Genomic DNA, 26376 nt, shown 5'->3' with positions numbered 1-26376 from the left:
CCTACCCTTTGGCGAAGGCAACGAAGCGACCGCTGAATTCGGCCGCGGCCTTGCCGTCGGCACCGGGCTGGGTGGCGACAATGCTGATGCGGGCCTTGCCGCGCTGGCGGAAGGTGGCCAGGAAGGTCTCCCAGGCGCCGCTTCCGGCCGCTTCGGCATGGGCATGCAGGTCTTCATAGACCGGTGCCAGGTAGCGCAGGTTGCTGTCGGCCACGTAGACCTCGGCGTCGTGGCCAGCCAGGCGCAGGCGCAGGCTGACCAGCGCCCAGCCGGACAGGGTCAGCACCGAGGCCAGGCTGCCGCCGAACGCATTGCCCTTGTCATTGACGTTGGCCACCAGCGGCGCGGTGATGCGCAGCACGCCGTCGGCATAGCCATCCAGGCGGATCTGCATCGCGCGGACCGCCGGCATGCAGTCCAGCACGTCCTGCAGGGCAGCCAGCGAAGAGGTCAGGGCATCAACAGCCATCAGCAGCAACCACGACAACGAAGGGCCCGCATAATGACGGTAATGGCCAACCATACGATACCCACTGGCTGGACCCTGATCTCGCTGCGCCCGCAGGGCCAGCAGGCGGCGCTGCGCCATGCCGCAGCAGGGCTGGGAGGCCGTACCGTCGCGCTTTCGCCCTGGCGGCTGCAGCGTCTGCAGGGCAGCGCCGCGCGCCAGCAACTACAACGGGCGCTGACCAGCGATCGGGTGGTGTTCACCAGCCCGGCAGCCGTGGCCGCAGCGGCCAGCCTGCTACCGCTGGCGACGGCGCAGCGCAGCCCGTGGCTGACGGTGGGCGAAGGCACCGCGCGTGCCCTGCTGGCCCATGGCGTCGCTGACGTCCATGCGCCCCAGCGGATGGACAGCGAGGGCCTGCTGGCGATGCCGGTGCTGGGCGATGTGCGGGGCATGCAGATCGGGCTGGTGACCGCACCGGGAGGCCGGGGCCTGATTGCCGCTGAGTTGCAGGCCGCGGGCGCGCAGATCACCCGCGCTGATGTCTACCGACGGCTGCCACTGCGCTTGTCACGGCGCATGCTGGCGCGTTTGGCCCGTTCTCCGATGCCTTGGCTGCTGGCCATCAGCAGTGGCGAGGCATTGCAGCGTTTCTGGCAGCAGCTGCCTGGGCACTGGCAGCAGCGGCTGCGGGCGAACGCGATCGCGCTGGTCGCCAGCGACCGGCTGGGCGCGCAGGCGCAGGCCCTGGGGCTCACCCGGGTGGTGCGCAGCGAGGGCCCTACCAGCGTTCAGTTGATGGCCGCTGCACACACTGCGCTCACCGGCCCGGCAGCGACCTGAACAGGCACCCGGCAGCGGCTTGCCGGTGTCGTCGGCAACAGTGATGCTGTGCACAACGCTGCCTGCCGGATCTGTTCCGGCATTGCCGCCGACAAGGAAGCCCGATGAACGACACTCTGCCGCCCGCTCCATCGCCCCATCGCCCCATGCGCTGGCTGCTGCCGCTTGCCGTGCTGGCGGTGCTGGGCGCGGGCGGCTATGCCGGCTACCACTATTGGCAGAAGCAGCAGAGCGACCAGCTGGCGCAGGCGCAGACCACCGCCGTGCAGCTGAAGGGGCTGGAGGCTACGGTCGAGGCCCTGCGCCGCGACCAGCGCGCTGCCAGCCAGCGCTTGCAGGATGCGGCCACCACCAACCGGGTGCTGCGCGACGAAGTGCTGGGCCTGTCGCAACGCAGTGCCCTGCTGGAAGAAAACCTGGCCAAGCTGGCCGACAGCGCCAACCAGGGCCGCCAGGCCGTGCAGCGCGATGAGGCCGAACTGCTGCTGACCCAGGCCGCACAGCGGCTGGCCTTTGCCGATGACGTGGAAGGCTCACGCCGGCTGTATGCGCTGGCCGCCACTGCCTTGGCCGATCTGCCCGACAGCGACGGCCTGAACCTGCGCCAGGCACTGGTGCAGGAACGCAACGCGCTGGATGCGTTGGGCGCTGGCCCGCGCGTGCTGTCACTGCAACGCCTGGACGCGCTGGGCAAGGCCCTGCAGGGCCTGCCTTCGCAGATCGCGCAGACGCCGGCCAACAACACCGCAAAACCATGGTGGCAGGCCGCGCTGGCGCCCTTCGTGGATATCACCCCGAGCCGCCTGAACGGCCCGCTGACGTCGGCCGAGCGCGCCACCATCGATACGGCGCTGCAGCTGGAACTGACCCTGGCCCGCGCAGCGATCGAGCGCGGCGACGGCAAAGGCCGCGATGCCGCGCTGAACAGAATCGATCACTGGGCGCAGCGGCGCTGGCCGGATTCACCGGACCTGCGCGCGCAACGTGCTGAACTCCATGCCCTGCGCTCGCTGCCATTGCAGGCCGATGACACCGTGCTTGGCAGCACCCTGCAACAACTGCGTACCCAGACCGACCGGAGGTAAGCCCGTATGAAACCCCTGCAATCACTGGTCGTGCTGTTGCTGGCAGTGGCCATTGGCGTAGTTGCCGCGCAATGGCTCGGCACCGATGACCTGAACCGCTACGGCGAAGTGACCCTGCGCTATGGCGGCTACGACTACCACAGCAACCTGCCGAAGGTAGCGCTGCTGTCGGTGATCGGCGTGCTGGTGCTGTGGCTGCTGTGGAGCCTGATCGCCGCGCCGTTCCGTGCCTGGGGCCGCTACCGCCGCAAGCAGGGACGGGTGCGCCTGATCGATGGTCTGCTGGCCTATGAGCATGGCCAGTGGCAGCGCGCCGAGAAGCTGCTGGATGGCGCCGCCAAGGATCCGGAAGTGAGCGGGGTTGCCCTGGCCAATGCCGTGCGCAGCGCGCAGGTGCGGGCCGATGCCCCCGCTGCCGAGGCGCTGCTGCAGCGCCTGGGCGAAAGCGATGCGACCTTGCAGGCACTGCTGCGTGCCGAGCAGCTGTTGGCCAACGATCTGCCGGTGGATGCGATCAATGCATTGGATGTGGCAGCGATCCAGCCGCTGCCGCCGCGTGGTCTGTGGCTGCGTACCGAAGCGCTGGCACGTGCTGGCCGCGCGCACGAGGCTTACGGCCAGCTGGGCGCGCTGCGCCAGACCAAGGTGCTTCCGGCCGAGGCCAGCAGCGAGCTGGAAGCACGCCTGGCCGCGCAGGCACTGCTGGAAGCGGGCGACGTCAACGCCCTGGCTGCGCAGTGGGAAGCCACGCCGAAGGCGCTGCGACCGACCCCGGACGTGGTTGCCGCCTATGCCACCCGTGCAGTTGCACTGGACTGGGACGAACCGGCACTGCTGGCGCTTGAGCAGGCGCTGGACCACCGCTGGGATGACGAACTGGTGGCCGTGTATGGCCGTCTGCCGGCCGAACGTCTGGCCACGCGCCAGGCCAACCTGCAGCGCTGGCGCAACGTGCACGACGACTCGGCGGCCCTGCGCCTGGCCCAGGGCCGCATCGCGCTGGCGCAGCAACAGTGGGACGCGGCCGATGCGTTCCTGCATGAAGCCATCGCCGCGGGTGCCGGCGCCCCTGCGTGGGAAGCGCTGGGCGAAGCCTTCGCGCAACGTGGCGAACACGTGCTGGCCGCGCAGTGCCTGGCCAACGCGCTGCGCCTGCAGCGTGGCGAAGACAGCGTGGCGCTGGTGCGTGCACCGGCAGCGGTAGTTGACCCGCCGCTGCATGCGACCGTCGAGGAGCAGTCGATTGCACCGCTGCCGCCGGTGTACGACGCCAATGAAGAGCGCGACGCGTTTGGCAACCCGCGGATGCCGTGACCCGCTTCGGTAGTCGCCAACCTTGGTTGGCGTGTGAGCCCGCCGGGATAACAAAAACGCCGCCCATCGGGCGGCGTTTTCAATTCCAACGTTGCCGGCCAGCGGCCGGCACTACCGTGGCGTTCAACGTTCGACGATCGCCACCACGCCCATGCCGCCGGCGGTGCAGATCGACACCAGCGCACGGCCACCGCCGCGCTCGGCCAGCTGCTTGGCCGCCGTGGCGATCACGCGTGCACCAGTGGCGGCGAACGGGTGACCGGTGGCCAGCGACGAACCCAGCAGGTTGATCTTGTCCGGGTCGATGCGGCCCATCGGCGCATCCAGGCCGAGGCGGTTGCGGCAGTAATCCTCGCTCTCCCACGCACGCAGGGTGCACAGCACCTGTGCGGCGAAGGCTTCGTGGATCTCGTAGATGTCGAAGTCCTGCAGGGTCAGGCCGTTGCGCTTGAGCATCTCCGGCACGGCCACGGTCGGCGCCATCAACAGGCCTTCGCCGTGCACGAAATCGACGGCCGACACGTGTGCGTCGCGCAGGTAGGCCTGCGGCTCGTGGCCATGTGCGCGTGCCCACTCTTCGCTGGCCAGCAGCACGGCAGCGGCGCCATCGGTCAGCGGGGTGGAATTGGCTGCGGTCAGGGTGCCACGGCCGGATACCTTGTCGAAGGCCGGCTTCAGCGTGGCCAGCTTCTCCAGCGAGGTGTCGGCACGCAGGATGTTGTCGCGCTCGACGCCGCGGAACGGTGCGATCAGGTCATTGAAGAAGCCGCGCTCATAGGCTGCGGCCAGCTTCTTGTGCGAAGACACCGCCCACTCGTCCTGCGAGTCGCGCGAGATGTTCCACTCCTTGGCCATGTCCTCGCAGTGGTCGCCCATGCTCTTGCCGGTACGCGGCTCGGCCACGCCCGGAAACTCCGGCTTGAGCTCGGCGAACTTGAAGCCGGAGGTCAGTGCGCGGATCTTGTCGCCGGTGCTCTTGGCACGGTTGGCCGCCAACAGGCGCGCACGCAGCTTCTTGCCGTACACGATCGGCACGTCGGAGGTGGTGTCCGAACCACCGCCGATGCCGGACTCGATCTGCCCCAAGGCGATCTTGTTGGCAACGGTGATGATGCTGTCCAGCGAGGTGCCGCAAGCGCGCTGCAGGGTGATGCCGGGGGTCAACGGCGACAGGCCCGAGGACAGCGTGGCTTCGCGACCCAGGTTCCAGTCGCTGGAGTGCTTGATGACCGCACCCATCGCCACTTCGCCCAGCTGCTGGCCGTGCAGGCCGAAGCGCTCGACCAGCGCTCCCAGCGTACGCACCGACATGCCGAGGTTGCCGACATCCGAATACGCGGTGTTCTGCCGGCAGAACGGAATGCGGACGCCACCGAGGATGGCGACGGGACGAGCGTTGGGCATGGAGATACCTGGCATGGATGAGGGTGTCTGCAACATGGCCTGCACGACAGAGCAGGCATAATGGGGCCAAGTGTAGCTGCCGCCCTGTGATGGGCCAACCGTGGAACCATGAGCAAACCCGACCCTGCGATGAATGCCCTTGGCGTGCTGGCCCTGGAACTGGCCGGCGGCGAAATCCCCCGCCAGGCGGTGCTCAGCGCTGAACAGGCCGGTGAACTGGCCGAACGCGTCGGCCGCGACCTGTCCAAGCTGGTGCCACAGGTGGCCGAGCTGGACCTGGTGTTCGCCGCCGCCCATTTCGATCCGGCCGAAGTGCTTCGCCCCGGCTGGCCGATCCATCGCCGCCTGGAAGAACTGCAGATGCGCGCGCCCGGTAGCAACCAGGGCCCGCGCGTGCTGGCCTTTGGCGCCGACGCCAGCGGTGATGTGCCGCTGCCGTTCCAGGCCGACGCTACCCTGGTAGGCGGTGGCCTGCGGGTGGTGCCGTTCCTGCTGACCGGTACCGACGTGGCCACCACGACAGCCGTGGCCGATGCCCTGGAAGAGGTGCTGCTGGCCAATGGCATGGCCCATGCCGATACCGCGCTGATGGCACAGAACACGTTCGGTGCGCGCGTCGAGCACGCGCGCTATTTCACCGTGAACGACCTGGCCGCGATGATGTCGATGCAGTACGACAACCAGGGACTGGCCGCGCTGTGGCCGCTGATTGAAACCGCGATCATGGCCCCGGGCCAGGACGAGTGGCTGAGTGACGCACCCGAGCCGTTGCTGCGCTATACGCAGGGCGAAGCGCGCATGGCGCTGTTCGACCCGGCCGGCTGGTGCGCGCATTACAACCACGGCAAGGGCGACTGCGAGCGCCTGCAGGGCATCTACGAGCAGTTCCTGATGCGCCAGCGGCAGATGGCCGCGGTGCTGGAAGCGCACGGTGTGCCGGTGCTGTTCGTGCATTGCGAAGCCGGCCAGGACGCGCGCGAACTGCTGGCGCGCTGACGTCCAGGTAATGCCGCCGGGCATGGCCCGGCGCTACCCACGGAATACGGTAGCGCCGGGCCATGCTCGGCGGATCAACTGAAAAACGCCGGCTTGCGCCGGCGTTTTGGTTTTCTTACGGTGCCTTGTTGATTACCGCGCACGCCAGTCGCGCACCGGCGTTGCCGGTCGGCTGGGTCTTGTAGTCGTCCGCGTCGGCGTGGACGATCAGGCCGCGGCCGATGATGTCGAAATCATCACCCTTGCCGATGTTGACGTTGCTCGACACCGGACCATCAATGGTGGCTACGCCCTTGTCGTCGGCCTTGATGTTGGGCATGTCGCCACCGTGGTGCGGATCAGTGGCCACGTTGCCGTGGTCCTGCTTGCCCGGATTGAAGTGGCCACCGGCGCTCATGCCGTCCGGCGCGCTGCAGTCACCCTTCTCGTGGATGTGGAAGCCGTGCTCGCTGCCCGGCTTCAGGCCACTGATCTGGCCGGATGCGTGCACCTTGCCGTCGACCAGCTTGAAGGTGATCGAGCCCTTGGTTTCATTGCCCTGGGTCGGTGCCAGTTCGGCAGTGGCCGAGGCATCGGCTGCCGGGGCCGCTGCGGTAGCCGGTGCAGTGGCCGGGTCGGCCGGCGCTGCCGAACCTTCGGCCGGGGTGGTGGCCGGGGCTTCGGCTGCCGGTGCTGCCGGCTGCTGGTTGCAGGCGGCAAGGCCCAGTGCAGCGATGGCCGCGAACAGCGAAGTGTGGATCAGACGCATGGAAACTCTCCTTGGGAAATGCCGGTGGTGTGATCAGCGGGTTACCCGGATCACGCCGCAGGCGATGCGGACGCCGGCATTGCCGGCGGGCTGGCTGCGATAGTCGTCGGCCCTGGCATGCACGACCAGTGCACGCCCGGCGATATCCGTGGCGGCGCCTCCGCCCAGGGTAACGCCCTTCAGATGCACATCGATGTTGGCGCGGCCCTGCGCGTCGGCCTGCAGGTTGTCGATGTCACCGAGGTGGTGCTTGCCGCTGCCTGCACGACCGTGCGCGACACCGGCGGGATTGAAGTGGTTGCCGGCGCTGCTGGCGTCCACCGCGCTGCAGTCACCGCGCTCGTGGATGTGGAAGCCGGCCTGCTGCATCGGCTGCAGGCCGCCAACCAGGCCGGTCAAGTGCACGCCACCGCTTTCGGTCTTCAACACCAGACGGCCGCTGACGATGCTGGCCGAGGCTGGCGCCAGGTTGGCTTCGGCCAGCTGGGCCACGGGCGTGGTGACCACCGGCGGCGGTGTGGGCTGCGGCTTCTTCGGTGCGCTGCCACAGGCAGACAGGAGCACGGCAGCGGACAGCGGCAGAAGGGCGAAGGACAAACGCATCGAGGACTCCTTGCAGGTAACACTACGGACGGCATCGTCCATGGAGGATCAACAGTTCAGCAAGCGGGTGCGAGGATCGCGTGCAGGCACCGTTCAATGGCCGCCGCGGCGGCGACCGGCGCCCAGCTTGCGGGTAAGCGTATTGCGGCCGAGGCCCAGGCGCGCGGCGGCTTCGGCGCGACGACCGTGGGTGATCTGCAGGGCGGCCTCCAACAGGGCGTGGTCGACCCGTTCGCGCACCTGCGCGTGCAGGCCTTCAGTGCCCTCGGCCAGCTGCCGGCGTGCCCATTCGGACAGCAGCGCTTCCCATTGGCCCGGGTCACCGGCGGCCGTGCTGCTGCGCCGGCTGCGGGCACGGTTGAGCGCGGTATCAACATCAGCCACACCGATGGTATCGGCGGCGGCCAGTGCGGCCATGCGCCAGCACACGTTTTCCAGTTCGCGGACGTTGCCCGGCCAGTCGTGCTCGCGCAGCGCCTGCAGGGCGGCGGCGGTCAGCCGCTTGGGCGGCGTATCGAGCCTGCGCGCGGCAGCCGCCAGGAACGTGGTGGCCAGTTGCGCGATGTCCTCGCGGCGCTCGCGCAGCGGCGGCAGCTGCAGGCGCACCACGTCCAGGCGGTGCAGCAGATCGGCTCGGAATTTTCCCTGCGCGACCAGCCCTTCCAGATCCTGGTGGGTGGCGGCGACCACGCGCACGTCGACGCGGATCAGTTCGCGTCCGCCCACGCGGAAGAATTCGCCCTGGGCGAGCACGCGCAGCAGGCGCGTCTGCAACGGCAACGGCATGTCACCGATTTCATCGAGGAACAGGGTGCCGCCGTTGGCCTGCTCGAAGCGGCCGATGTGGCGCCGCTGCGCGCCGGTGAACGCACCCGCTTCATGACCAAACAGCTCGCTTTCCAGCAGCTCGGCGGGAATGGCGGCGGTGTTCAGCGCGACGAACGGATGCTGCGCACGCGGTGATTCGCGGTGCAGCGCGTTGGCCACCAGCTCCTTGCCGGTACCGGTTTCGCCGATGATCAGCACCGCCAATGGCGCCTGCGCGAGGCGGCCGATGGCGCGGAACAGCGCGCGCATCGGTGGCGTATCGCCCACCAGTTGCGGCGGCTGGTCGCTGGCGGCTTCTGCGGCGGGCGTCGGCGCGGCCATGGCCGGCGCCACCGCAGGCAGCACGCGCTGGGCCAGTGCCACCGCGTCGTCCAGATCGAACGGCTTGGACAGGAACTCGTGCGCACCGCCGCGGAACGCTCCGGCGGTACTGGCGACGTCGGTGTAGGCCGACATCACCACCACCGGCAGCTGCGGCAGCGCGGCCTTCAGCTTGTCCAGCAGCACCAGGCCATCGTCGCCGGGCATGCGCACGTCGGTGAACAGCAGCGCAGGCGGCGGGCCATCAGCCAGCGCCTGCAGTGCGGGGGCGGCGCTGTCGAAGTCGACCACCTGGTAGCCGGCCTCGCGCAGCGCGGTGCACAGCACGAAGCGCACGGCGCGGTCATCGTCGACCACCCAGATGCACGGCGGGGACGCGGAAGACTCAGACATCGCGCGGGGCCTCCTCGGCGGCGGCGGTGCCGTTGCCGATCGGCAGCAGCAGGGTGAATACGGTATGGCCCGGGCGCGACCGGTAGGTCAGCGTGCCGCGATGCTCGCGCGCGACCTGCTGGGCCAGCGCCAGGCCCAGGCCGGTGCCTTCGGCGCGACCGCTGACCAGGGGCAGGAACAGATGTTCGGCCAGTTCTTCGGGCACGCCACGGCCGTCGTCGGCGATTTCCAGCCGCAACGCCAGGGTGTGCAGCTGCTCGGCGATGCGCACACCGTGTTCAACGCGGGTGCGCAGGGTGATGTTGCCGGCACCGGCCTGGATGGCATTGCGCACCAGGTTCCATACCGCCTGGGTGAGGCGATCGGCGTCGCCATCGAATTCGGGGATGCTGGGGTCATAGTCGCGCTGCAGGCGCACGGCCCAGCCGGCCTCGTTCTCGGCCAGGCGCAGCACCCGCTCCAACGCGGCGTGGATGTTCAGCGCCGCATGTGGCGCGGCGGGTGCTGGTGACAGCAGCTGCTCGAGCAGGCCATTGAGCCGCTCGATCTCCGAGCCGATCAGGTCGATCAGTTCGCGTTCGCTGGCATCGCGCTGCGCCGCGCGGCGGGCCAGCAGCTGTGCGGCGCCCTTCAACCCGGCCAGCGGATTGCGCAGTTCGTGCGCCAGGCCCTTCAGCGCTGCGCTGAGCGCGCTGGGCAGGGCCTGGGTCGGGTCGAGCCCGGGGAACTCATCGACCGGATGCGCCTCCAGCAGCCAGCCGCCATCGTCGCGGCGGCTCATCCAGCCTTCGGCAAAACGCGCGGCTTCGCCCGGCAACGCCAGCGCCAGCCGGTTCAGGCGCAGGCTGTCGCGCTCGTCGCGGGCCAGGAAATGGGCCAGCGCCTCACCCTGCACTTCCAGCGCGGCCAACGGCTGGCCGAGCAGGCGCCGGCCGCTGACGCCCAGCCAGCGCGCGAAGGCCGGGTTGCAGCCGGCGATGCGGCCATCGGGCCCGGCCCAGGCCAGCGGCGTGCCGAGGGCATCGAGGGACGGCGGGGGCGTGGGGTCGGACATTGCACCAATGTAGTGCAAAACGTGGGTTTGGGGTCAGAGCCCTTTCCTCGCGGAAAGGGATCTGACCCCTTGCGCTGCGGGGTCCGGGGTCGGATCCCTTTCCGTCAGGAAAGGGCTCTGCCCCCTGCAGGTCGAGCAAGCTCGACCACTACCGGCTTTGCGGTTACAGCTTCATGTTGAGGCCGACGAAGACCGCGCGGCCCGGGGCGGGCGAGAACATCGGGCGGGCGCTGTCCCAGAAGAAGCTGTCGTACCACGCGTAGGCATACTCGCGGCCGGTCACGTTCTTCAGCTGCAGGTCCACGCTCCAGGCCGGGGTGATCTGATACTTCGCGCTGAGGTCGAGCACGGCGAAGCCGCCGAACTTGCCAGTGGCGTTGCGCTCTTCCAGGTAGTAATCGCCCTGCGCGCGCGCCTGCAGGCCCAGTTGCAGGGCATCGCTGGCCTGGTAGTCCAGGCCGAGGTTGCTGATGTGGCGCGGGGTGGCGGCCACTTCGCGTCCCTGCAGGGTCACGCCAGCGGCGCGGTCGTCGCGGGTGATCTTCGCCTCCTGGTAGGCATGCGAGGCCCACAGCGTCCACGCGTCACCCAGCTGCGCGCTGATCTGCGCATCCACGCCTCGGCGGCGGGTCTTGCCCAGCGTGACCGTGGTGCCGGTGGCCGGCATGTTGGACACTTCGTTTTCCGCGTCCTGCTGCCATACCGCCAGCCGGGCCTGGCTGCCGGCGAAGGGCTGGAATTTCAGGCCCAGCTCCATGCCGGTGTTGGTGGAGGGCTGCATCGGTGCCTGCCCCGGGGTGAGGTAGGCCGGCGCGGTGGAACCGGTCAGCACCTGGAAGGTACGGCCCCAGTTGGCGTAGACGTGGGTGTGCTCACCCAGGCTGTGGATGACACTCAGCTTGGGCTGGCCGATGCTGCCGTAGTCCTGCAGGCGGCCGTTGGCGCCATTCATCAGCCGGGTGTGGCCGCTGAAACGGTCCACGCGGTAGGCCGGCACGATCTTCCACGCTTCGACCGGCTGGTAGATGGCCTGCACGTAGGCGCCCCAGTTGTCGAAGCTGTGGCGGTCGTTGTTCTGCACGCGTGCCGGTACCTGGCTGAAATCGGTGGGCTCGGCGTAGGCGTAGCGCTCGCGACGGTAGCCATTGTCCTGCTGCTCGTAGTTCAGCCCGCCTTCCACGGTAAGCATGGGGCTGGCCTGCCAGGTGAGCGTGCCGAGCAGGCCTGCCTGGCGCTCGTCCCAGACACGACGCTGGCGCGGCAGGTTACCGCTGGGCAGGTCACTGAAGGTCACACGACGGTCGTCTTCATAGCGGTTGTAGTACAGCCGCGTGCCGAAGGTCACCACGTCGGACAGCTTCATGTCCAGGTGCGCGGCGAACTGGCGCATGTCGCGGTCATCGCCGTCATTGGCGTTGCGCAGGTCGCTGCGGCGGCGGCCCGCATGCAGCTCTTCCGCCGTCATGAAACCGGGTTCGTCGGCCTCGTGATGGTAGGCGCGCGCGGTCAGGCCGATGCGCAGCCCCTCCTCCAGCGAGCCGAAGAACCACTTGCCGCCCAACGCGTATTTCTTCGAGCTGTCGTGGTCGCGGTAGCCGTCGCTGGCCTGGGTACCGACGAAGTAGTTCTGCGCGAAGCCGTCGGCTTCGCGGCCCATCGCCAGCTGCACATCGCGGGTGTTGTAGCTGCCATAGGCCAGCCGCGCGTCGGTGTAGGTGCCGCCCTGGCGCGTGCCGAAGTTCACGTTGCCGCCGATGTTGTGCAGGCCGTAGCGCGGATCGTTGGTACCGCGCACCACTTCGATGTAGCTGATTTCCAGCGGAAACAGCATGTCGATGAAGCGCTGGTTGCCACTGTTGACGTTGCTGGGGATACCGTCGATCAGCGTCTTGATGGCATTGAGGTAGCCCTCGCCGTTGAAGGCGCGGAAGCTGACCTTGCCCGACTCTGCACCCTGCCGGGTTTCGGTCAGCTGGATGCCGGGCATCTGCCCGAGCAGTTCCCAGCTGTGCGACACGTTGCGGTTTTCGATCTGGTCCGCGCCCAGCACGTCCACCGAGGTCAGCACCTGGTGTGCGCTCAGCTGCCCCTCGCTGTGCTGGTGCACATCGACCTTGCCCAGGGTGAGCGCGGCGTCGGCGGACTGGGCGAATGCTTCAGGGGCGAACGGGGCGGCCGCTAGCGCGGCCACCAGCGTGGGAGTCTTCATCGGGAGGCCGGGGGATGCTGGAAATGAAACTTTATAACATTTCGATTCCACCAGCCATCCGATGACTGCAGCTCCCTCGACCTTAGACGGGGTAGCCGGTGGCTTCCCGGGCCTTCTTCCAAGCAATTTCAAACTCGCGCGCGCTGATCTCGTCGTCTTCGTCGAAGTCCATGAACGACACCGGCTGGTCGGCCAGCACGAAGCGGTCATCGCTATGGTCGGTTTCATCGGCCCACACGACCTTGGCCCCGTAGATTTCCACCTGGCGCACGATCTTCTCGCCACGGGCTTCCATCAGCACGTTGCCCTTGCCCAGGCCCGATTCGGCCCAGTGCTTGTAGTACTTCTTCGTGTTGGATTTTGCGTTGTTCTTTGCGTATTTCATTGCATGGGTCCTGGCCGCATGCGCGACCGGAAAGTTCGGAATGGCGCCATTATCAGGCATATGGGGGTCAGATCCCTTTCCTGCGGAGGGGGATCTGCCCCCTGCTGACCTACTGCGGCAACGCCACACCCTTCGGCCACAGCAGCCACAGGTTGCCCTGCTGCTTCATGTCGCCGGCCAGCTTGCCGGCGGCATCGCCGCTGCCCCAGTACAGATCGGCACGTACCTCGCCGGCAATGGCGCCACCGGTGTCCTGCGCGGCCACCGGGCGTACCACCGGCGTGCCGTCCGGGCGCGTGGTGGACAGCCACAGCAGGCTGCCCAGCGGCACCACGGTGCGGTCCACCGCCACGCTGTAGCCGGCGGTCAGCGGCACGTTCAACGAACCGCGCGGACCTTCCGGGCTGTCCGCGCTGCGCACGAAGAACACGTAGCTGGGATTGCTGCGCAGCAGTTCCGGTACCCGCGCCGGATGTGCCTTCGCCCACGCGCGGATCGCGTCCATGGTGACGTCTTCCTTCTTCAGCTCGCCCTGCTCCACCAGCCAGCGGCCGATCGCGCGATAGGGATGGCCGTTCTGTTCGGCATAGGCCAGCCGCACCTGCTTGCCATCGGCCAGGCGCACCCGCCCCGAACCCTGGATCTGCAGCAGCTGCAGGTCCATCGGATCGGTCAGCCAGGCCAGCACGGGCGCCTTGGCCCCCTTGCTGGCGATGCTGCCGGCATCGTCGTAGGGCTTGAGCACCTTGCCCTCCACGCGACCGCGCAGGCGCTTGCCCTTCAGTTCGGGATAGACACTGTCCAACTGCACCACCACCAGATCATCGGGTGTGCCGTACACCGGCACGGTGGCGGTGTCGGTACGGGTGAGGCTGCCCGGATAGATGGGCTCGTAATAGCCGGTGATCAGGCCGTCGGCGCGATGGCCGCCGGCGCGCAGGGAATAGACATCGAGATCGCGCTGCAGGAATGCGCGGATCGCGCTGGCGTCCTTGTCGGACACGGTGCTGGCGGTCGCGCAGGGCTTGGCCCAGGTCGCATCGTTCTTCAGGCGGGTGCAGCTGCTGCGCCAAGCGGCGAAGCCGGCCTGCAGGTCGGTATCGGATACGGCCGGCAACGTGTTCCAGTCGACCTTGGCGTAGGTGGCGGCAGCGGGCTTGGCAACGGCCGGCGCTTCAGGCCGGTTGCCCGTGGTGGCGCAGCCGGCAAGCAGGGCAACGGCCAAGAAAGTGAGGAGCGCGCGCGGCGACGTAACAGTGATCATCGTCGCAATGTAGTGGGGCCGATGGTGGCGCGGCAACCTTGGGTAGCGCCGGGCCATGCCCGGCGAGAAGCGGATCCCGCGCGGTGCGCTCGCCGGGCATGGCCCGGCGCTACCGGCTACGGGGTCTGCAGCAACAGCGAATGCAGGATGCGCGCGTCTTCGGCGTCGAGGACTTTCGGCAGGGTGTCGCTGCCACGGAAACGGCGGTGGAACGCCCGTACCGCTGCTTCGCGGTTGTCGAGCGGATAACCGAAGCGCGCCAGCGCGGCCCATGCATCGAATCCTTCCGGCGCAGCACCATCGGCAGCGCGCGGCCACACGCCGAAACCGGCTTCGGCCAACTGTTGCCACGGGAAGAAGCGGCTGGGATCTTCCTTGCGCGTCGGCGCCAGGTCGGCGTGACCGATCACCTGCCGCGGCGGAATATTCAGCCGTTCGGTGAGGTCGCGCAGCAGCACGATCAGCGATTCGATCTGCGCGGGGCTGAAAGGCGTACGACCGTCATTGTCCAGCTCGATGCCGATGGACGCGGAGTTCAGATCGGTGATGGTGCCCCAGCGCCCGGAACCGGCGTGCCAGGCGCGGCGCTCATCGGCCACCAGCTGGTAGCGATGGCCATCGGCGCCGATCAGGTAATGCGCACTGACCCGCCCGCCGCTGTTGGCGGTACGCAGCGTGTGCAGGCTCTGCTGCACCGATTTCTGCTCGGTGTGGTGGATGACGATGATGACCGGCGTGCGCGCGTTCTGGTTCGGCGACGGCACCCAGGTGGCAAGCGGGTTGCGGGTTTCCTGCGGCGTGGAGGCACAGGCGGCCAGCAGCAGGCAGGCCGAGAGCATCAGGGAAGTGCGGATCGGGTGCATGCCCCGATTGTGCGCGATAAGCCCGGACGATGCAGTAGAGCCACGCCATGCGTGGCTGGGCCACCGACCGTGCCGATCAACGGTCGGCACCCACCAGAGCGGGAGTAGTCCAGCGCAGGAGCAGTGCCAAGCAAGCTTGGCAACTACCAGAGCAGATGCAGTGCCGATCAACGGTCGGCATCCTCCAGAGCAGGAGCAATCCAGCGCAGGAGCAGTGCCAAGCAAGCTTGGCACCTACCAGAGCAGATGCAGTGCCGACCAACGGTCGGCACCCACCATGTAGATGCATCAGGCCTCGTAGGCCGATTCACCATGCGAGGTGACATCCAGGCCGGTACGCTCGGCCTCCTCGGTGACCCGCAGGCCGACCACCACCTTGACCAGCAGCAGGATGGCTGCGGTCACCACGGCCGACCACAGCACGGTGAGGCCGACGCTGACCACCTGCACCCACACCTGGTGGCCGATATCCAGATCGGCCTTGGTGCCGCCCAGCGACTGCGCGCTGAACACACCGGTGAGGATCGCACCGACGATGCCACCCACGCCATGCACACCGAACACGTCGGCGGTGTCGTCCACCTTCAGCAGGCGCTTGAGGCCGGTCACGCCCCACACGCAGACCACGCCGGCAACCAGGCCGATGACGATCGCGCCGAGCGGGCCGACGGTACCGCACGCCGGGGTGATGCCAACCAGGCCTGCCACCGCACCCGAGGCCGCGCCCAGTGCCGACGGCTTGCCCTTGCTGATCGCTTCAACCAGCGTCCAGCCCAGCACCGCTGCAGCAGTCGCCAGCACAGTGTTGAGGAAGGCCAGCGAGGCGACGGTGTCGGCGGCGGCGGCAGAACCGGCATTGAAGCCGAACCAGCCGACCCACAGCAGCATCGCGCCGATATAGGTGAACGGCACGTTGTGCGGCTTCAACGCGGTCTGCCCGTAGCCCAGCCGCTTGCCGACGAACCATGCAGCCACCAGACCGGCCACGCCGGCGTTGATGTGCACCACGGTGCCACCGGCGAAATCGATCGCGCCCAGTTCGCCCAGGTAGCCGCCGCCCCAGACGATGTGCGCCATCGGGATGTAGCTGAGGGTGAACCACAGCGCCGAGAACAGCAGCACCGCGCGGAACTTGATGCGCTCGGCGAAGGCACCGACGATCAGCGCGGTGGTGATGCCGGCGAAGGTCGACTGGAAGGCGACGAACAGGTAGTCCGGCAGTCCCTTGATCGGCGTGTTGCCCACCGACTCCGGGGCGAAGCCCTTGAGGAAGGCGAATTCGGTGAACGAGCCGAAGAACGGATTGCCGGCGCTGAACACTGCGCTGTAGCCATAGGCCACCCACAACAGCAGCACCAGCGAGAACACCACCAGGATCTGGCTGAGCACCGACAGCACGTTCTTCGAACGCACCAGGCCGCCGTAGAACAGGGCCAGGCCCGGTACCACCATCAGCAGCACCAGCAGGGTGGAGGTGAGCATCCAGGCGACGTCGCCATGGTCATAGGCGGGCGCGGCCACCGCTTCGGCAGCCGCAGGCGCAGCGGCGGTCGGGTCCTGCAAGGGCTCGACGGCCACGGCTTCGCTCTGCAGCGGCGTGACCTGGGCCTGGGCATGTGCACTGCCTGGCCAGACACCGGCGGCCAGCGCACTGAACAGAATCAGCAGGCACACCAGATGGAACCGGGCTTGCCACCCGGTGAGAAGGCGCATCTTCATGGGGGAGTCTCCGGAAGGGGGCTTACAGCGCGTCGGCGCCGATTTCGCCGGTGCGGATGCGGATGACCTGCTCGACAGCGGTCACGAAGATCTTGCCGTCGCCGATCTTGCCGGTGCCTGCAGACGACTGGATCGCTTCGATCACTGCGTCGGCACGTTCGTCGGTGACCACGGTTTCGATCTTGATCTTGGGCAGGAAGTCGACAACGTACTCGGCACCGCGATACAGCTCGGTGTGGCCCTTCTGGCGGCCGAAGCCTTTCACTTCGGTCACGGTGATGCCCGACACGCCGGCATCGGACAGGGCCTCGCGGACCTCGTCGAGCTTGAACGGTCGGATGATGGCGGAGATCAGTTTCATGCGCATGTCCCGATGGTGGATGGGGCCAGCGCGCGAACGCGCGATGGCATCAGGCAACCACGGGCCATCGTGGTGATGGCCGTGGCTGTTGCACCGGACACGAATCGGGCCGGGACAGCCGTGCCTCTCTCCTTGCACGGCCGACGCGGGAGGGAGGGCGGCCCATGTCGCGTGTCCGGTCTCTCTCTTGCCCCTGGATCTGCGGGCCAAGGGCCCGCGTTTCCAATGCAGCGGACCAACGGTCCGCTCTACCACGGCGGGCCGGAGCCCGCCCTGCGGCTCCCCAGCCGCAAAGACGGATGCGATGGCGGCGGGTGGGAGGGGTTACCCACCGCCATCGCAGCCGGTCAGCTGGCGTAGTACAGCTGGTATTCCAGCGGGTGGGTCGCCGCGCGGAACTTGGTCACTTCCTGCATCTTCAGCGCGATGTAACCGTCGATGAAGTCATCGCTCATCACGCCACCGGCCTTGAGGAACTCGCGGTCCTTGTCCAGCGCTTCCAGCGCCTGGTCCAGCGAGGAGCAGACCTGCGGGATCAGCTTCTCTTCTTCCGGCGGCAGGTCGTACAGATCCTTGTCGCTCGGTGCGCCCGGGTCGATCTGGTTCTTGATGCCGTCCAGGCCGGCCATCATCAGCGCGGTGAAGGTCAGGTAGCCCGACTGGATCGGATCGGGGAAGCGCATTTCAATGCGGCGCGCCTTCGGGTTGGACACCCACGGAATGCGGCACGAGGCCGAACGGTTGCGCGCCGAGTAGGCCAGCATCACCGGGGCTTCGAAGCCCGGCACCAGGCGCTTGTAGCTGTTGGTGCCCGAGTTGGCGAAGGCGTTGATGGCCTTGGCGTGCTTGAAGATGCCGCCGATGTACCACAGCGCCAGCTGGCTCAGGCCGCCGTAGCCGTCACCGGAGAACAGGTTGGTGCCGCCCTTGGACAGCGACTGGTGCACGTGCATGCCGCTGCCGTTGTCGCCGACGATCGGCTTGGGCATGAAGGTGACGGTCTTGCCGTTGCGGTGGGCGACGTTCTTGATGACGTACTTCATCCGCAGCAGTTCGTCGGCCTTCTGCACCAGGGTGCTGAACTTGGTGCCGATCTCGCACTGGCCGGCGGTGGCCACTTCGTGGTGCTGCACTTCCACTTCGATGCCGACCTGTTCCAGGGTCTTGCACATCTCCGCACGCAGGTCGTGCAGGGTGTCGGTGGGCGGAACGGGGAAGTAACCGCCCTTCACGCCCGGACGGTAGCCGCTGTTGGCGCCGTCGTACTTGGCGCCGCTGTTCCAGGCGGCTTCTTCCGAATCGACCTTGAAGAAGGTGTTGCCCATTTCATTGGCGAAACGGACCGAATCGAAGATGAAGAATTCCGGCTCCGGGCCGAAGAACGCGGTTTCGGCGATGCCCGAGGACTTCAGGTAGGCCTCGGCGCGCTTGGCGATGCCGCGCGGGCAGCGGCCGTACGGCTGCATCGTGGCCGGATCGAGGATGTCGCAGCTGATCACGATGGTCGGATCGGCATAGAACGGGTCGACGTAGGCGCTGGCGGTATCGGGCAGCAGCACCATGTCCGATTCGTTGATGCCCTTCCAGCCGGCGATCGAGCTGCCATCGAACATCTTGCCTTCTTCGAACAGCGACGGCTCGATGATGCTGACCGGGAAGGTGACGTGCTGCTCGACGCCACGCATGTCGACGAAACGCAGATCGACGAACTCGATCTGGTTGTCCTTGATCAGCTTCTCAACGTTTTCCACGGACATCGGTACGACCTCGGATGGGAATGAATGCCTGCTGAGGTACAGCAACGACCGTGCCAACTTTTCGGCCTTCACAAGTTGTTGATTTCAAAGCGCCTGCCCCAGCGCGGTGCAGACGCACATGCACCAAACGGGTGCGCGGATTACCGCACGCACCCGTTTGGTGCGGCATGGATCGTCTATTCTCTCGGGCTTCTTCCGCCGCCAGCGCCCGCACCGTCCATGTCCGACCTGCTCTCCGCCCTGCTGCTGGGCATCCTCGAAGGCTTGACCGAATTCCTGCCGATCTCCAGCACCGGCCACCTGCTGATCGCCCAGCACTGGCTGGGCGCGCGATCGGACTTCTTCAACATCATCATCCAGGCCGGTGCGATCCTGGCCGTGGTGCTGGTGTTCCGCCAGCGCCTGCTGCAGCTGGCCACCGGCTTCGGCCAGCGCGAGAACCGCGAGTACGTGTTCAAGCTCGGCGCGGCCTTCCTGGTAACCGCAGTAGTCGGCCTGGTGGTGCGCAAGGCCGGCTGGTCGCTGCCGGAAACCGTCAGCCCGGTGGCCTGGGCGCTGATCATCGGCGGCATCTGGATGCTGCTGGTGGAGGCCTATACCGCGCGCCTGCCCGATCGCGACCAGGTGACCTGGACGGTGGCCATCGGTGTTGGCCTGGCGCAGGTGGTGGCCGGCGTGTTCCCCGGTACCTCGCGCTCGGCCTCGGCGATCTTCCTGGCCATGCTGCTGGGCCTGAGCCGCCGCGCGGCCGCTGCCGAGTTCGTGTTCCTGGTCGGCATTCCCACCATGTTCGCCGCCAGCGCCTACACCTTCCTGGAACTGGCCAAGGAAGGGAACCTGGGCAGCGAGAACTGGACCGACGTTGGCGTGGCCTTCCTTGCCGCAGCCATCACCGGCTTCGTCGTAGTGAAGTGGTTGATGGGCTACATCAAGTCGCATCGCTTCACGGCGTTCGCGATTTACCGCATCGCCCTGGGCGCTGCATTGCTGCTGTGGTTGCCGTCCGGCAGCTGAACAGCGCCGGAGCACGGGAACCCCGTTGCCGGCCCCGGTCCGTTTCCCCCTCGGTTCCCCAAGGAGAATCACCATGAACCGCAAGCTCACCCTGCTCCTCCCGCTGGCCCTGCTGGCCGCCTGCAGCCAGACCCCTGCCCCGGCCGGTACCGGCGGTGACGATCTGGCCCCGGCCGCGGCCAAGGCCGGCGACCAGAAGGCGCTGGCACACCTGGATGCGCAGCGCCTGCAGAGCCAGCACTGGCTGCTGCAGCAGGCCACCGCGGCCGATGGCAAGCGCATTGATGCGCTGTTTGCCCGCGAAGACAAGCCGGTCACCCTGGACTTCGTTGATGGCCGCCTGTCGGTCAGCAACACCTGCAACCGCATGGGCGGCGGTTACACCCTGGCCGATGGCAAGCTGAGCGTGAGCGCGATGGCCTCGACCATGATGGCCTGCACCGACAAGGCGCTGATGGCGCTGGACGAAGCCGTCTCCAGCCGTCTGCAGGGCGAACTGAAGGCCGAACAGGACGCCAACGGCGTGCTGACCCTGACCACCGCCAAGGGCGACGTGCTGGTGTTCAACCCGGAACCGACCGCTGAAACGCGCTATGGCGGCGCCGGCGAAACCGTGTTCCTGGAAGTGGCTGCGAAGACCGAGAAGTGCTCGCACCCGCTGATCCCGGATTACCAGTGCCTGCAGGTGCGCGAAGTGAAGTTCGACGACAAGGGCCTGAAGCAGGGCGAGCCGGGCAAGTTCGAGAACTTCTACGGCAACATCGAGGGTTACACCCACGAAGACGGCGTGCGCAACGTGGTGCGCGTGAAGCGCTACGAAGTGAAGAACCCGCCGGCCGATGCGCCGTCGCAGGCGTACGTGCTGGACATGGTGGTCGAGTCGGCCATCGAGAAGAAGTAATGCAGGAGGGCGGCCGCGAGGTCGCCCTTCTTCGTTGTGGGTAGGGCCGGCCTCTGGCCGGCGGCTGCACACAGCTCAGGCGACCTGCGGAACATGCCGGCCAGCGGTCGGCACTACCCACATGCATCAGGGAGATCGGCATGAAACGGACGTACATGCTCACACTGGCCTGGCTGGCCATCGGCATTGGCATTGGCAGCAGTGCACGCGCCGCCAGCACACCCACCACCGACCAGCTTGAAGCCCATCCGTGGCAGCTCACGCGCGCCACCGACGCGCAGGGCAAGCGTATCGACGCGTTGTTCGTCAGGGGCCGGGCGCCGTACACGCTGCGCTTCCAGCCCGGCTACATGAGCGAGTTGAACCTGTGCAACCAGGCCAGCAGTCATTACCACCTGCAGAACGACCGGCTGATCCTGGAGAGCGGCATCCGGACCACCGCGCTGTGCATCAATCCCAAGGTGGATGCGCAGGAACGGCGAGCCGAAACGCTGTTTCACGGTCGCGATACCGCACCCACCCTCGCGTTGGACGACACCGGTGCATTGGTCGTGCGCAATGCCAAGGGCGAAGTGCTGGTGTTCAAACCCGCGCCGCTGCCGGCGAAATGAAGAGGGCGGCCACTGGCCGCCCTTCTTCGCTGGTGGGTAGAGCCGGCCGCTGGCCGGCTGCCACGTACAGCGGATGCCGGCCAGCGGCCGGCACTACCCGAAGGCTGTTATCAGGCCAACGCCGGGTTCAACGTGTAGGTGCCGTGCAGCGCCGCTTCGGCCAGTACGTGGCCGTGCATGGCACGGTACGCATCGGCGGCGGTGAAGCGTTCCGTCAACGACAGCGTGGCCACATCCAGCGCAAACACGCGGAAGAAGTAGCGGTGCACGCGCTCGTCGTTGAACGGCGGGTACGGGCCGTCGTAGCCGAGGTAATCACCGGCCATGTCCGGATTGCCGGCGAACCAGCCGGTGAAATCATTCAGGCCCTGGCGGCTGCCGGCCGGGCCGGTCGGCGCGGTCTTGCCCTTCACCACGAAACCATCGCTGCAGCTGCCAGCGGCGATCTCCTGCACCGAGGCCGGAATGTCGGCCATCACCCAGTGCACGAAATCGCCGCGCGGCTGATCGCGCGGAACGCTCATGTCATCGCGGCCGACCGTCTCCGGCACCGTTGGCACGTCCGGGTCCACGCACACCAGCAGGAACGAGCGGGTGCCATCGGGCACGCCGCTCCAGGCCAGGTGCGGGTTGCGGTCGGGGGCGAAGCCGGCGGCATCGCCGGCGGCGAACTCACGGTCGATCGGCGCACCGTTGGCCAGGCTGTGACTGCTCAGTTGCATCAGATGCTCCTCACTCTTCCGGGTAACCCAAGCGCACCGCGACCGGGGTGAGCTGGGCGAACGCGGCGCCCATCACGTCGCGATACCTGCGCCAGTGGCCGGCAGGCAGGCGCGGTGCACCCAGCTGTGCAGCCGGCGGCATCGGACGCCCGAACACGCGACCCAGCAGGTCGGCCATCGCGTGCGCATCGTTGCCGATGTCGTCGATGCGCAGCAGCACGTGCGGATACAGGTCTTCCTCGTGCAGCGCGGCGATCTGGGTCAGCGAACGCACCAGCCACTGGCTGGCTTCGGCCATCGAGGTCATCGCCAGCGGCGCGGCGGCGCCGTAGGCGATCCAGTCCAGCAGCATGTCGCGCGGGTCGCGCAACACCAGCAGCAGGCGACCCTGCGGCAGCTGCGGGCGCAATGCCCACAACAGCGCGTTGTCCCACCACAGCAGCCAGTCGATCACGGTGTCACTTTCCAGGCCGCGGGCGGGCAGGTGCTCGCGCCAACGCTCGACCAGCCGTTCCGGGCTCAGCACGCCCGACGCCAGGTCCTGCAGCGTGTTGTAGTTCTGGAAGGCATCGTCCGGTGGCGTGGCGGTGTAACGATCACTGCGCAGCACCGGGCTGGCAGCGGCCAGGCCGGTTGCCACCCGCTCCACGCCCGAACCCGGGGCGCCCCACAGGAAGATCGGCGCCGAGCCGCTATCGCGCGTCGCTTCGTCGATGCTGGCCATCTCCGGCCAGCTCGGCGGTGCCTTGGCCTGCGGCGGCAACGGCAGCCGCTGCGAAGCCTGGTCGGTCTGCAGCGCCATCCACGTACGCAGCGCTTCTTCCGGTTGCCCGGCGCGATCATGGATCTCGCCCAGCCAGGTCCGCAGATCAGCGCGGTGTCCCTCCGGTGCCTGTGCGATCAGGGCCTGCACGCGCTCCACGGCGGCGGCCGGGTCACGCTGCAGCAGCCCCTCGACGCGACGGCTTTCACCGCTGACGCGGCCCGGTTCCAGGGTGGTGATGCGCTCGGCGATGGCTTCGCCCTGCTCATGCTCGCCGGCCATGTCATGCGGGCGCATGCGCGCTTCCAGCGCCGGCAGGTGGCCGGGCATCGCTGCCATCCAGCGCTCCACGACGGCTACGGCGCCGGCACTGCCGACGTCTTCCACGGCCAGTCGTGCCAGCCACAGGTCATGCAGCTGGTCATTGCCTTCCAGAGCGTCATCCAGGCGTGTGCGGGCTTCATCTTCGCGGCCCAGGCGCTGCCAGGACATCAGCAGCAGCTGCAGCACCTGGCGATCACCCTGCAGCGATTGCAGCAGCGGCAGCAGGTGCTCCAGCGCCTGCAGCGGCTGGCCACTGCGCAGTGCCAGTTCGCCGGCCAGGCGGCGCATCGGCGGCACGTCCAGCTCCGGCTCCTGCAGCGCCTGCTGCATTGCCTCGTCGGCGGCCTCCACGTTGCCCTGGCGCAAGGCCAGCTGCACCACCATGCCGTGCAGCGAGGACATCTTCGGGTTCAACGCCAGCACGCGACGGAACGCCTGCTCGGCAAACGCCAGCATGTCCTTGCCCAGATAGGCAAAGCCCAGCGCGTACAGCACGCGGGTATCGTCCGGCAGCGCCTGGCTGGCCGCCGACAACAGGGCCAGCGCACGGTCGGCGTCGCCGCGGCGCAGCGCGACCATGCCATCGATGGTCAGCAGTTCCGGATGGTCCGGCTCCAGCCGCGAGGCCAGGGTCGACAGCCGCTGGGCCTCGTCGAAATCATTGCGGCCCACCGCCAGGTGCGCCTGCATCAGGTAAGCCGGGAAGGCGTTGGGGTCCAGCCCGGTGGTGCGCAGCAGGGCTTCATCGGCCCCGTCGAACTGGCGCAGTGCCAGCAGCAGGCCGGCGTGCTGCAGGTGCAGCTGCGCATCATCGGGGGCCAGCTGCAGCGCCTGCTGCAACGCCTCCATCGCGGCCTCGGCCTGGCCCTGCTGCTGCAGCGCAAGCGCCAGCCAGCGGTGGGCCTCGGCCTTGCCGGGTTCGTCACGGGTCCACGCCTGGGCCAGCTGCACGGCCTGGCCGGCATCGTTCTGGCGCAACGCTTGGAGGATCTGGTCTTGCATGGCCGTCCGGTTCAAGGTCAAACCCGCATTGTAGCGGGCCGCGCGCCGGTGCCGGTTCAGCCCGGCAGGACCCGCCGCAGGCGCTGTGCGACCCAGCGCTCGGAGAACCCATCGCCGCGCCAGTTTTCCAGGAAGCCACAGTGGCCGCCCCAGCAGGCGGTTTCCAGCCGCGCCTGCTGCGGCAGCTGCCAATCGCGGAAGGTCGCGTAGGGGATCACCGGATCGTCCTGCGCCATCAGGATGTCAGCAGGTACCTGCAGCGTGGACAGGCGGTCGCCGGCGATGGAGTAGCCATCGAAATAGGCCTGCAACGAACCGAACGTGGTGTGCCGCTCGACCAGCCAGGCGGTCAGCGAACGGATGTCCATGTTCAGCACACGGTCGTCGCAGTCGCTCAGTTCGGGGAACAGATCGCGCTTGCGCCGCAGCGAGCCGGCCCACTTGCGGCGGAAGTACCAGTCGTACATCGCCGGGCCGTTCTCGATGTTCTCCATGGTCAGCCCGGGGTCGAGCACCGGGCAGACCGCGGCCACGTGCTGCAGCGGTACACCGGCGGCCGGTGCGCGCAGGGCCAGCCGCAGCACGAAGTTGCCACCCAGCGAATAGCCGGCTGCAACCAGCGGCAGATCGGGCCAGCGCTGGGCGACATCGCCTGCGGCGTGCACCACTTCGTCGATGAGGTTGGAGTGGAAGATGCCGGGATTGAGATGATGGGTGTTGCCGTGGTCGCGGAAATTCAGCCGCACCACGTCGAACCCCTGCTCCAGCATGCGGGCAGCGGCCATGCGCATGTAGCTGGATTCGGCGCTGCCCTCCCAGCCATGCAGCAGCAAGGCGATGCCGCGCGGTTCGCGCCCTTCGACATGGCTGTGCCAACCCTGCAGGCGCACACCTTCGCCACCATCGAGGATCAGCTCCTCGCTGACCGCGCCGGTGGCGGCCAGCAGCAGCAGGCCGCGCTGCAGGCGCATGCGGCTGGAGCTGAGCATCGACTGCAGGTGCGGATTGCGCAGCCAGCGCGGCGGCTGATAGTCGGACGCGGTGAGCATCGGCGCATCAGCGTCGAGGGTCGGTGGCGGAGACACGGCCACCCTCGCCTCAATCCCCGCTCATGGCCGCCACGATGCGCGCGCGCGAGGTTTCCGCGATGCGCCGACGGCCTTCCAGGTCCTGGGTGCCGATCGGCTCCAGGAAATGCACTTCGGTATGCCGCGCCGGCTCACCGAGCAGGCGCAGGAAATTGGCGAAGAAACTCTCGCCCGGGCCGAAGGCCACGATGGTCTGTGCATCCCCGCGCACGCCGTAGATCAGCGCCACCGGCTGCACCGGCACGCTGGTTTCGACGGCGGCCTGGAAGATACGCGCATGGAACGGGCCAACGTCATGGCCGCCGCGGGTACGCCCTTCCGGGAACACGCCTACCGCCTTGCCGGCGCGCAGGCGGTCGGCCATCACCTGCATCACCCCACCGAGCGATTCGGTGTTGCCACGCTGGTGGAAAATGGTCTGGCCGCGCGCGGCAAGCCAACCGACCACCGGCCAGCTGGCGATCTCGCGCTTGGCGACAAAGCCCATCATGCGCTGGCTGTGCAGGATGGAGATATCGACCCAGCTGACATGGTTGGCGACGAACAGCACTGCGCCCGGCAGCGGCTGGCCGACGCGCGACAGGCGGAAGCCGAAGATCCACATCAGGCCGCCCTGCCACCAGTTCACTACCTTGGCGCCGAAGGTAGCATCGCCCACGCGCAGCTCGCCCCATGGCGGAAGCATGCCGATCAGGATCAGCGGCAGGAACACGGTGATGTGGACCAACAGCAGCGGTACGCGGTACAGGTAACGGCACACACGCGCCACGCCGCCGCGGGGGGCCGGAGTGGGGGAAGTCATCCACGCACGATACCGGAGGGCTGCCATCGCTGCCAGCCGAATTCGGCCATAAGTCTCATTGACGGCGGCCATCGGTGGGGAACGCTGGGTTCCGCCGCCGTCACCGATGCCGCGACGGCTCAACCGTGCCCGGCCGCCACCACGGCCAGGGTCAGCCGCGAGATGCAGACCAGCCGGCCCTGCTCGTCCTCGATGCGGATTTCCCACAGCTGGGTGCTGCGGCCCACGTGCACCGCGCGCGCGGTGCCGGTGACCGTACCCGAACGCACGGCGCGTACGTGGTTGGCGTTGATCTCCAGGCCCACGCAGACCTGCTTGGCGGTATCCACGCAGAGGTTGCCGGCGCTGCTGCCGAGGGTTTCGGCCAGCACCACCGAGGCGCCACCGTGCAGGATGCCGTACGGCTGGCGGGTGCGCTCATCCACCGGCATGGTCGCCTGCAGCCAGTCCTCGCCAGCGGCGCTGAAGACGATGCCGAGAGTATCGATGGCGGTATTGCGGCTGAGTGCGTTGAGCTGCTCGATGGAAACGGCTTCGCGGAATACCTGGGTCAT

At 67.8% G+C, this 26376-nt stretch carries 25 protein-coding genes; 7 read left to right on the top strand and 18 right to left on the bottom strand.

The window, feature by feature from the left end; genetic code table 11:
• Position 1 precedes the first annotated feature (1 nt).
• A complete protein-coding gene (locus BW38_RS02640; protein ID WP_032951885.1) occupies positions 2-469 on the bottom strand; it encodes a YiiD C-terminal domain-containing protein in 468 nt (155 codons plus the stop codon).
• A gap of 33 nt (positions 470-502) precedes the next feature.
• On the opposite strand from BW38_RS02640, the gene BW38_RS02645 reads away from it, so the two are divergent.
• From BW38_RS02645 to BW38_RS02655, 3 genes are all read left to right on the top strand, one after another.
• Entirely contained in the window at positions 503-1291 is a 789-nt protein-coding gene (locus BW38_RS02645; RefSeq protein ID WP_032978034.1) for a uroporphyrinogen-III synthase, read from the top strand.
• A gap of 104 nt (positions 1292-1395) precedes the next feature.
• Positions 1396-2376: a uroporphyrinogen-III C-methyltransferase gene (locus BW38_RS02650; RefSeq protein ID WP_032978031.1), complete on the top strand. Its 981-nt coding sequence runs from the start codon at positions 1396-1398 to the stop codon at positions 2374-2376.
• Between the two features lie 6 nt (positions 2377-2382).
• The gene (locus BW38_RS02655) at positions 2383-3690 is read left to right on the top strand and encodes a heme biosynthesis HemY N-terminal domain-containing protein (protein ID WP_032978029.1); all 1308 of its coding nucleotides are present in this window, start codon (positions 2383-2385) and stop codon (positions 3688-3690) included.
• Positions 3691-3813: 123 nt separating this feature from the next.
• On the opposite strand, the gene BW38_RS02660 is transcribed toward BW38_RS02655, so the two are convergent.
• Entirely contained in the window at positions 3814-5109 is a 1296-nt protein-coding gene (locus BW38_RS02660) for an acetyl-CoA C-acetyltransferase (protein WP_088100805.1), read from the bottom strand.
• A gap of 93 nt (positions 5110-5202) precedes the next feature.
• Here BW38_RS02660 and BW38_RS02665 point away from each other — a divergent pair, with 93 nt between their 5' ends.
• Positions 5203-6090 carry a hypothetical protein gene (locus BW38_RS02665; protein ID WP_025875947.1) on the top strand — a complete coding sequence of 296 codons (888 nt, stop codon included), beginning with the start codon at positions 5203-5205 and terminating at the stop codon, positions 6088-6090.
• A gap of 115 nt (positions 6091-6205) precedes the next feature.
• On the opposite strand, the gene BW38_RS02670 is transcribed toward BW38_RS02665, so the two are convergent.
• The 11 genes from BW38_RS02670 to glnA all read right to left on the bottom strand — a co-directional run bounded on the left by BW38_RS02670 (position 6206) and on the right by glnA (position 18595).
• Positions 6206-6838, bottom strand: a complete 633-nt coding sequence (locus BW38_RS02670) for a superoxide dismutase family protein (protein ID WP_025875949.1) — start codon at positions 6836-6838, stop codon at positions 6206-6208.
• Positions 6839-6871: 33 nt separating this feature from the next.
• Positions 6872-7441 carry a superoxide dismutase family protein gene (locus tag BW38_RS02675; RefSeq protein WP_025875951.1) on the bottom strand — a complete coding sequence of 190 codons (570 nt, stop codon included), beginning with the start codon at positions 7439-7441 and terminating at the stop codon, positions 6872-6874.
• Between the two features lie 93 nt (positions 7442-7534).
• Positions 7535-8983, bottom strand: coding sequence for a nitrogen regulation protein NR(I) (ntrC, locus tag BW38_RS02680; protein ID WP_032978024.1), 1449 nt, complete (start codon positions 8981-8983; stop codon positions 7535-7537).
• Positions 8976-10037 (bottom strand): ATP-binding protein, encoded by a 1062-nt coding sequence (locus tag BW38_RS02685; RefSeq protein WP_032978300.1) that lies wholly within the window; start codon positions 10035-10037, stop codon positions 8976-8978. Before BW38_RS02685 ends, ntrC begins: the two co-directional genes overlap by 8 nt.
• A 163-nt stretch (positions 10038-10200) precedes the next feature.
• Positions 10201-12246 (bottom strand): TonB-dependent receptor, encoded by a 2046-nt coding sequence (locus BW38_RS02690; RefSeq protein ID WP_032978022.1) that lies wholly within the window; start codon positions 12244-12246, stop codon positions 10201-10203.
• A gap of 82 nt (positions 12247-12328) precedes the next feature.
• Positions 12329-12631 (bottom strand): hypothetical protein, encoded by a 303-nt coding sequence (locus BW38_RS02695; protein WP_032978020.1) that lies wholly within the window; start codon positions 12629-12631, stop codon positions 12329-12331.
• Between the two features lie 109 nt (positions 12632-12740).
• On the bottom strand, positions 12741-13895 hold the full coding sequence (locus tag BW38_RS02700; RefSeq protein ID WP_032978019.1) for an MltA domain-containing protein: 1155 nt from the start codon (positions 13893-13895) through the stop codon (positions 12741-12743).
• A 116-nt stretch (positions 13896-14011) separates the two neighbouring features.
• The gene (locus tag BW38_RS02705; RefSeq protein WP_032978016.1) at positions 14012-14758 is read right to left on the bottom strand and encodes an N-acetylmuramoyl-L-alanine amidase; all 747 of its coding nucleotides are present in this window, start codon (positions 14756-14758) and stop codon (positions 14012-14014) included.
• 288 nt (positions 14759-15046) lie between these two features.
• Positions 15047-16477, bottom strand: a complete 1431-nt coding sequence (amt, locus tag BW38_RS02710) for an ammonium transporter (protein WP_032978013.1) — start codon at positions 16475-16477, stop codon at positions 15047-15049.
• A 22-nt stretch (positions 16478-16499) separates the two neighbouring features.
• Positions 16500-16838: a P-II family nitrogen regulator gene (locus BW38_RS02715; RefSeq protein WP_004134334.1), complete on the bottom strand. Its 339-nt coding sequence runs from the start codon at positions 16836-16838 to the stop codon at positions 16500-16502.
• 347 nt (positions 16839-17185) lie between these two features.
• A complete protein-coding gene (gene glnA / locus BW38_RS02720; RefSeq protein ID WP_010487206.1) occupies positions 17186-18595 on the bottom strand; it encodes a type I glutamate--ammonia ligase in 1410 nt (469 codons plus the stop codon).
• A gap of 219 nt (positions 18596-18814) precedes the next feature.
• Between glnA and BW38_RS02725 the strand changes: the two genes are divergently transcribed.
• From BW38_RS02725 to BW38_RS02735, 3 genes are all read left to right on the top strand, one after another.
• Positions 18815-19609 carry an undecaprenyl-diphosphate phosphatase gene (locus tag BW38_RS02725; RefSeq protein WP_032978010.1) on the top strand — a complete coding sequence of 265 codons (795 nt, stop codon included), beginning with the start codon at positions 18815-18817 and terminating at the stop codon, positions 19607-19609.
• Between the two features lie 73 nt (positions 19610-19682).
• Positions 19683-20510 (top strand): META and DUF4377 domain-containing protein, encoded by an 828-nt coding sequence (locus tag BW38_RS02730; protein WP_025875974.1) that lies wholly within the window; start codon positions 19683-19685, stop codon positions 20508-20510.
• A 140-nt stretch (positions 20511-20650) separates the two neighbouring features.
• Positions 20651-21121: an META domain-containing protein gene (locus tag BW38_RS02735; RefSeq protein WP_032978007.1), complete on the top strand. Its 471-nt coding sequence runs from the start codon at positions 20651-20653 to the stop codon at positions 21119-21121.
• Positions 21122-21231: 110 nt separating this feature from the next.
• Here BW38_RS02735 and BW38_RS02740 read toward each other — a convergent pair whose 3' ends face one another.
• The 5 genes from BW38_RS02740 to BW38_RS02760 all read right to left on the bottom strand — a co-directional run bounded on the left by BW38_RS02740 (position 21232) and on the right by BW38_RS02760 (position 26376).
• Positions 21232-21843, bottom strand: a complete 612-nt coding sequence (locus BW38_RS02740) for a YbhB/YbcL family Raf kinase inhibitor-like protein (protein WP_032978006.1) — start codon at positions 21841-21843, stop codon at positions 21232-21234.
• 10 nt (positions 21844-21853) lie between these two features.
• Positions 21854-23932, bottom strand: coding sequence for a tetratricopeptide repeat protein (locus BW38_RS02745; RefSeq protein WP_032978002.1), 2079 nt, complete (start codon positions 23930-23932; stop codon positions 21854-21856).
• A gap of 56 nt (positions 23933-23988) precedes the next feature.
• Complete coding sequence (locus BW38_RS02750; RefSeq protein ID WP_025875982.1) at positions 23989-25023, bottom strand: alpha/beta fold hydrolase; 1035 nt, start codon at positions 25021-25023, stop codon at positions 23989-23991.
• Between the two features lie 7 nt (positions 25024-25030).
• Entirely contained in the window at positions 25031-25822 is a 792-nt protein-coding gene (locus tag BW38_RS02755; RefSeq protein ID WP_025875984.1) for a lysophospholipid acyltransferase family protein, read from the bottom strand.
• Between the two features lie 119 nt (positions 25823-25941).
• Entirely contained in the window at positions 25942-26376 is a 435-nt protein-coding gene (locus BW38_RS02760; RefSeq protein WP_025875986.1) for a hotdog fold thioesterase, read from the bottom strand.

The sequence above is a fragment of the Stenotrophomonas sp. RIT309 genome, assembly GCF_000632045.1.
Taxonomy (GTDB): Bacteria; Pseudomonadota; Gammaproteobacteria; order Xanthomonadales; family Xanthomonadaceae; genus Stenotrophomonas; species Stenotrophomonas indicatrix.
Note: the sequence above shows the minus strand (reverse complement) of the source record. Positions and strands in the feature narration are given on the sequence as shown.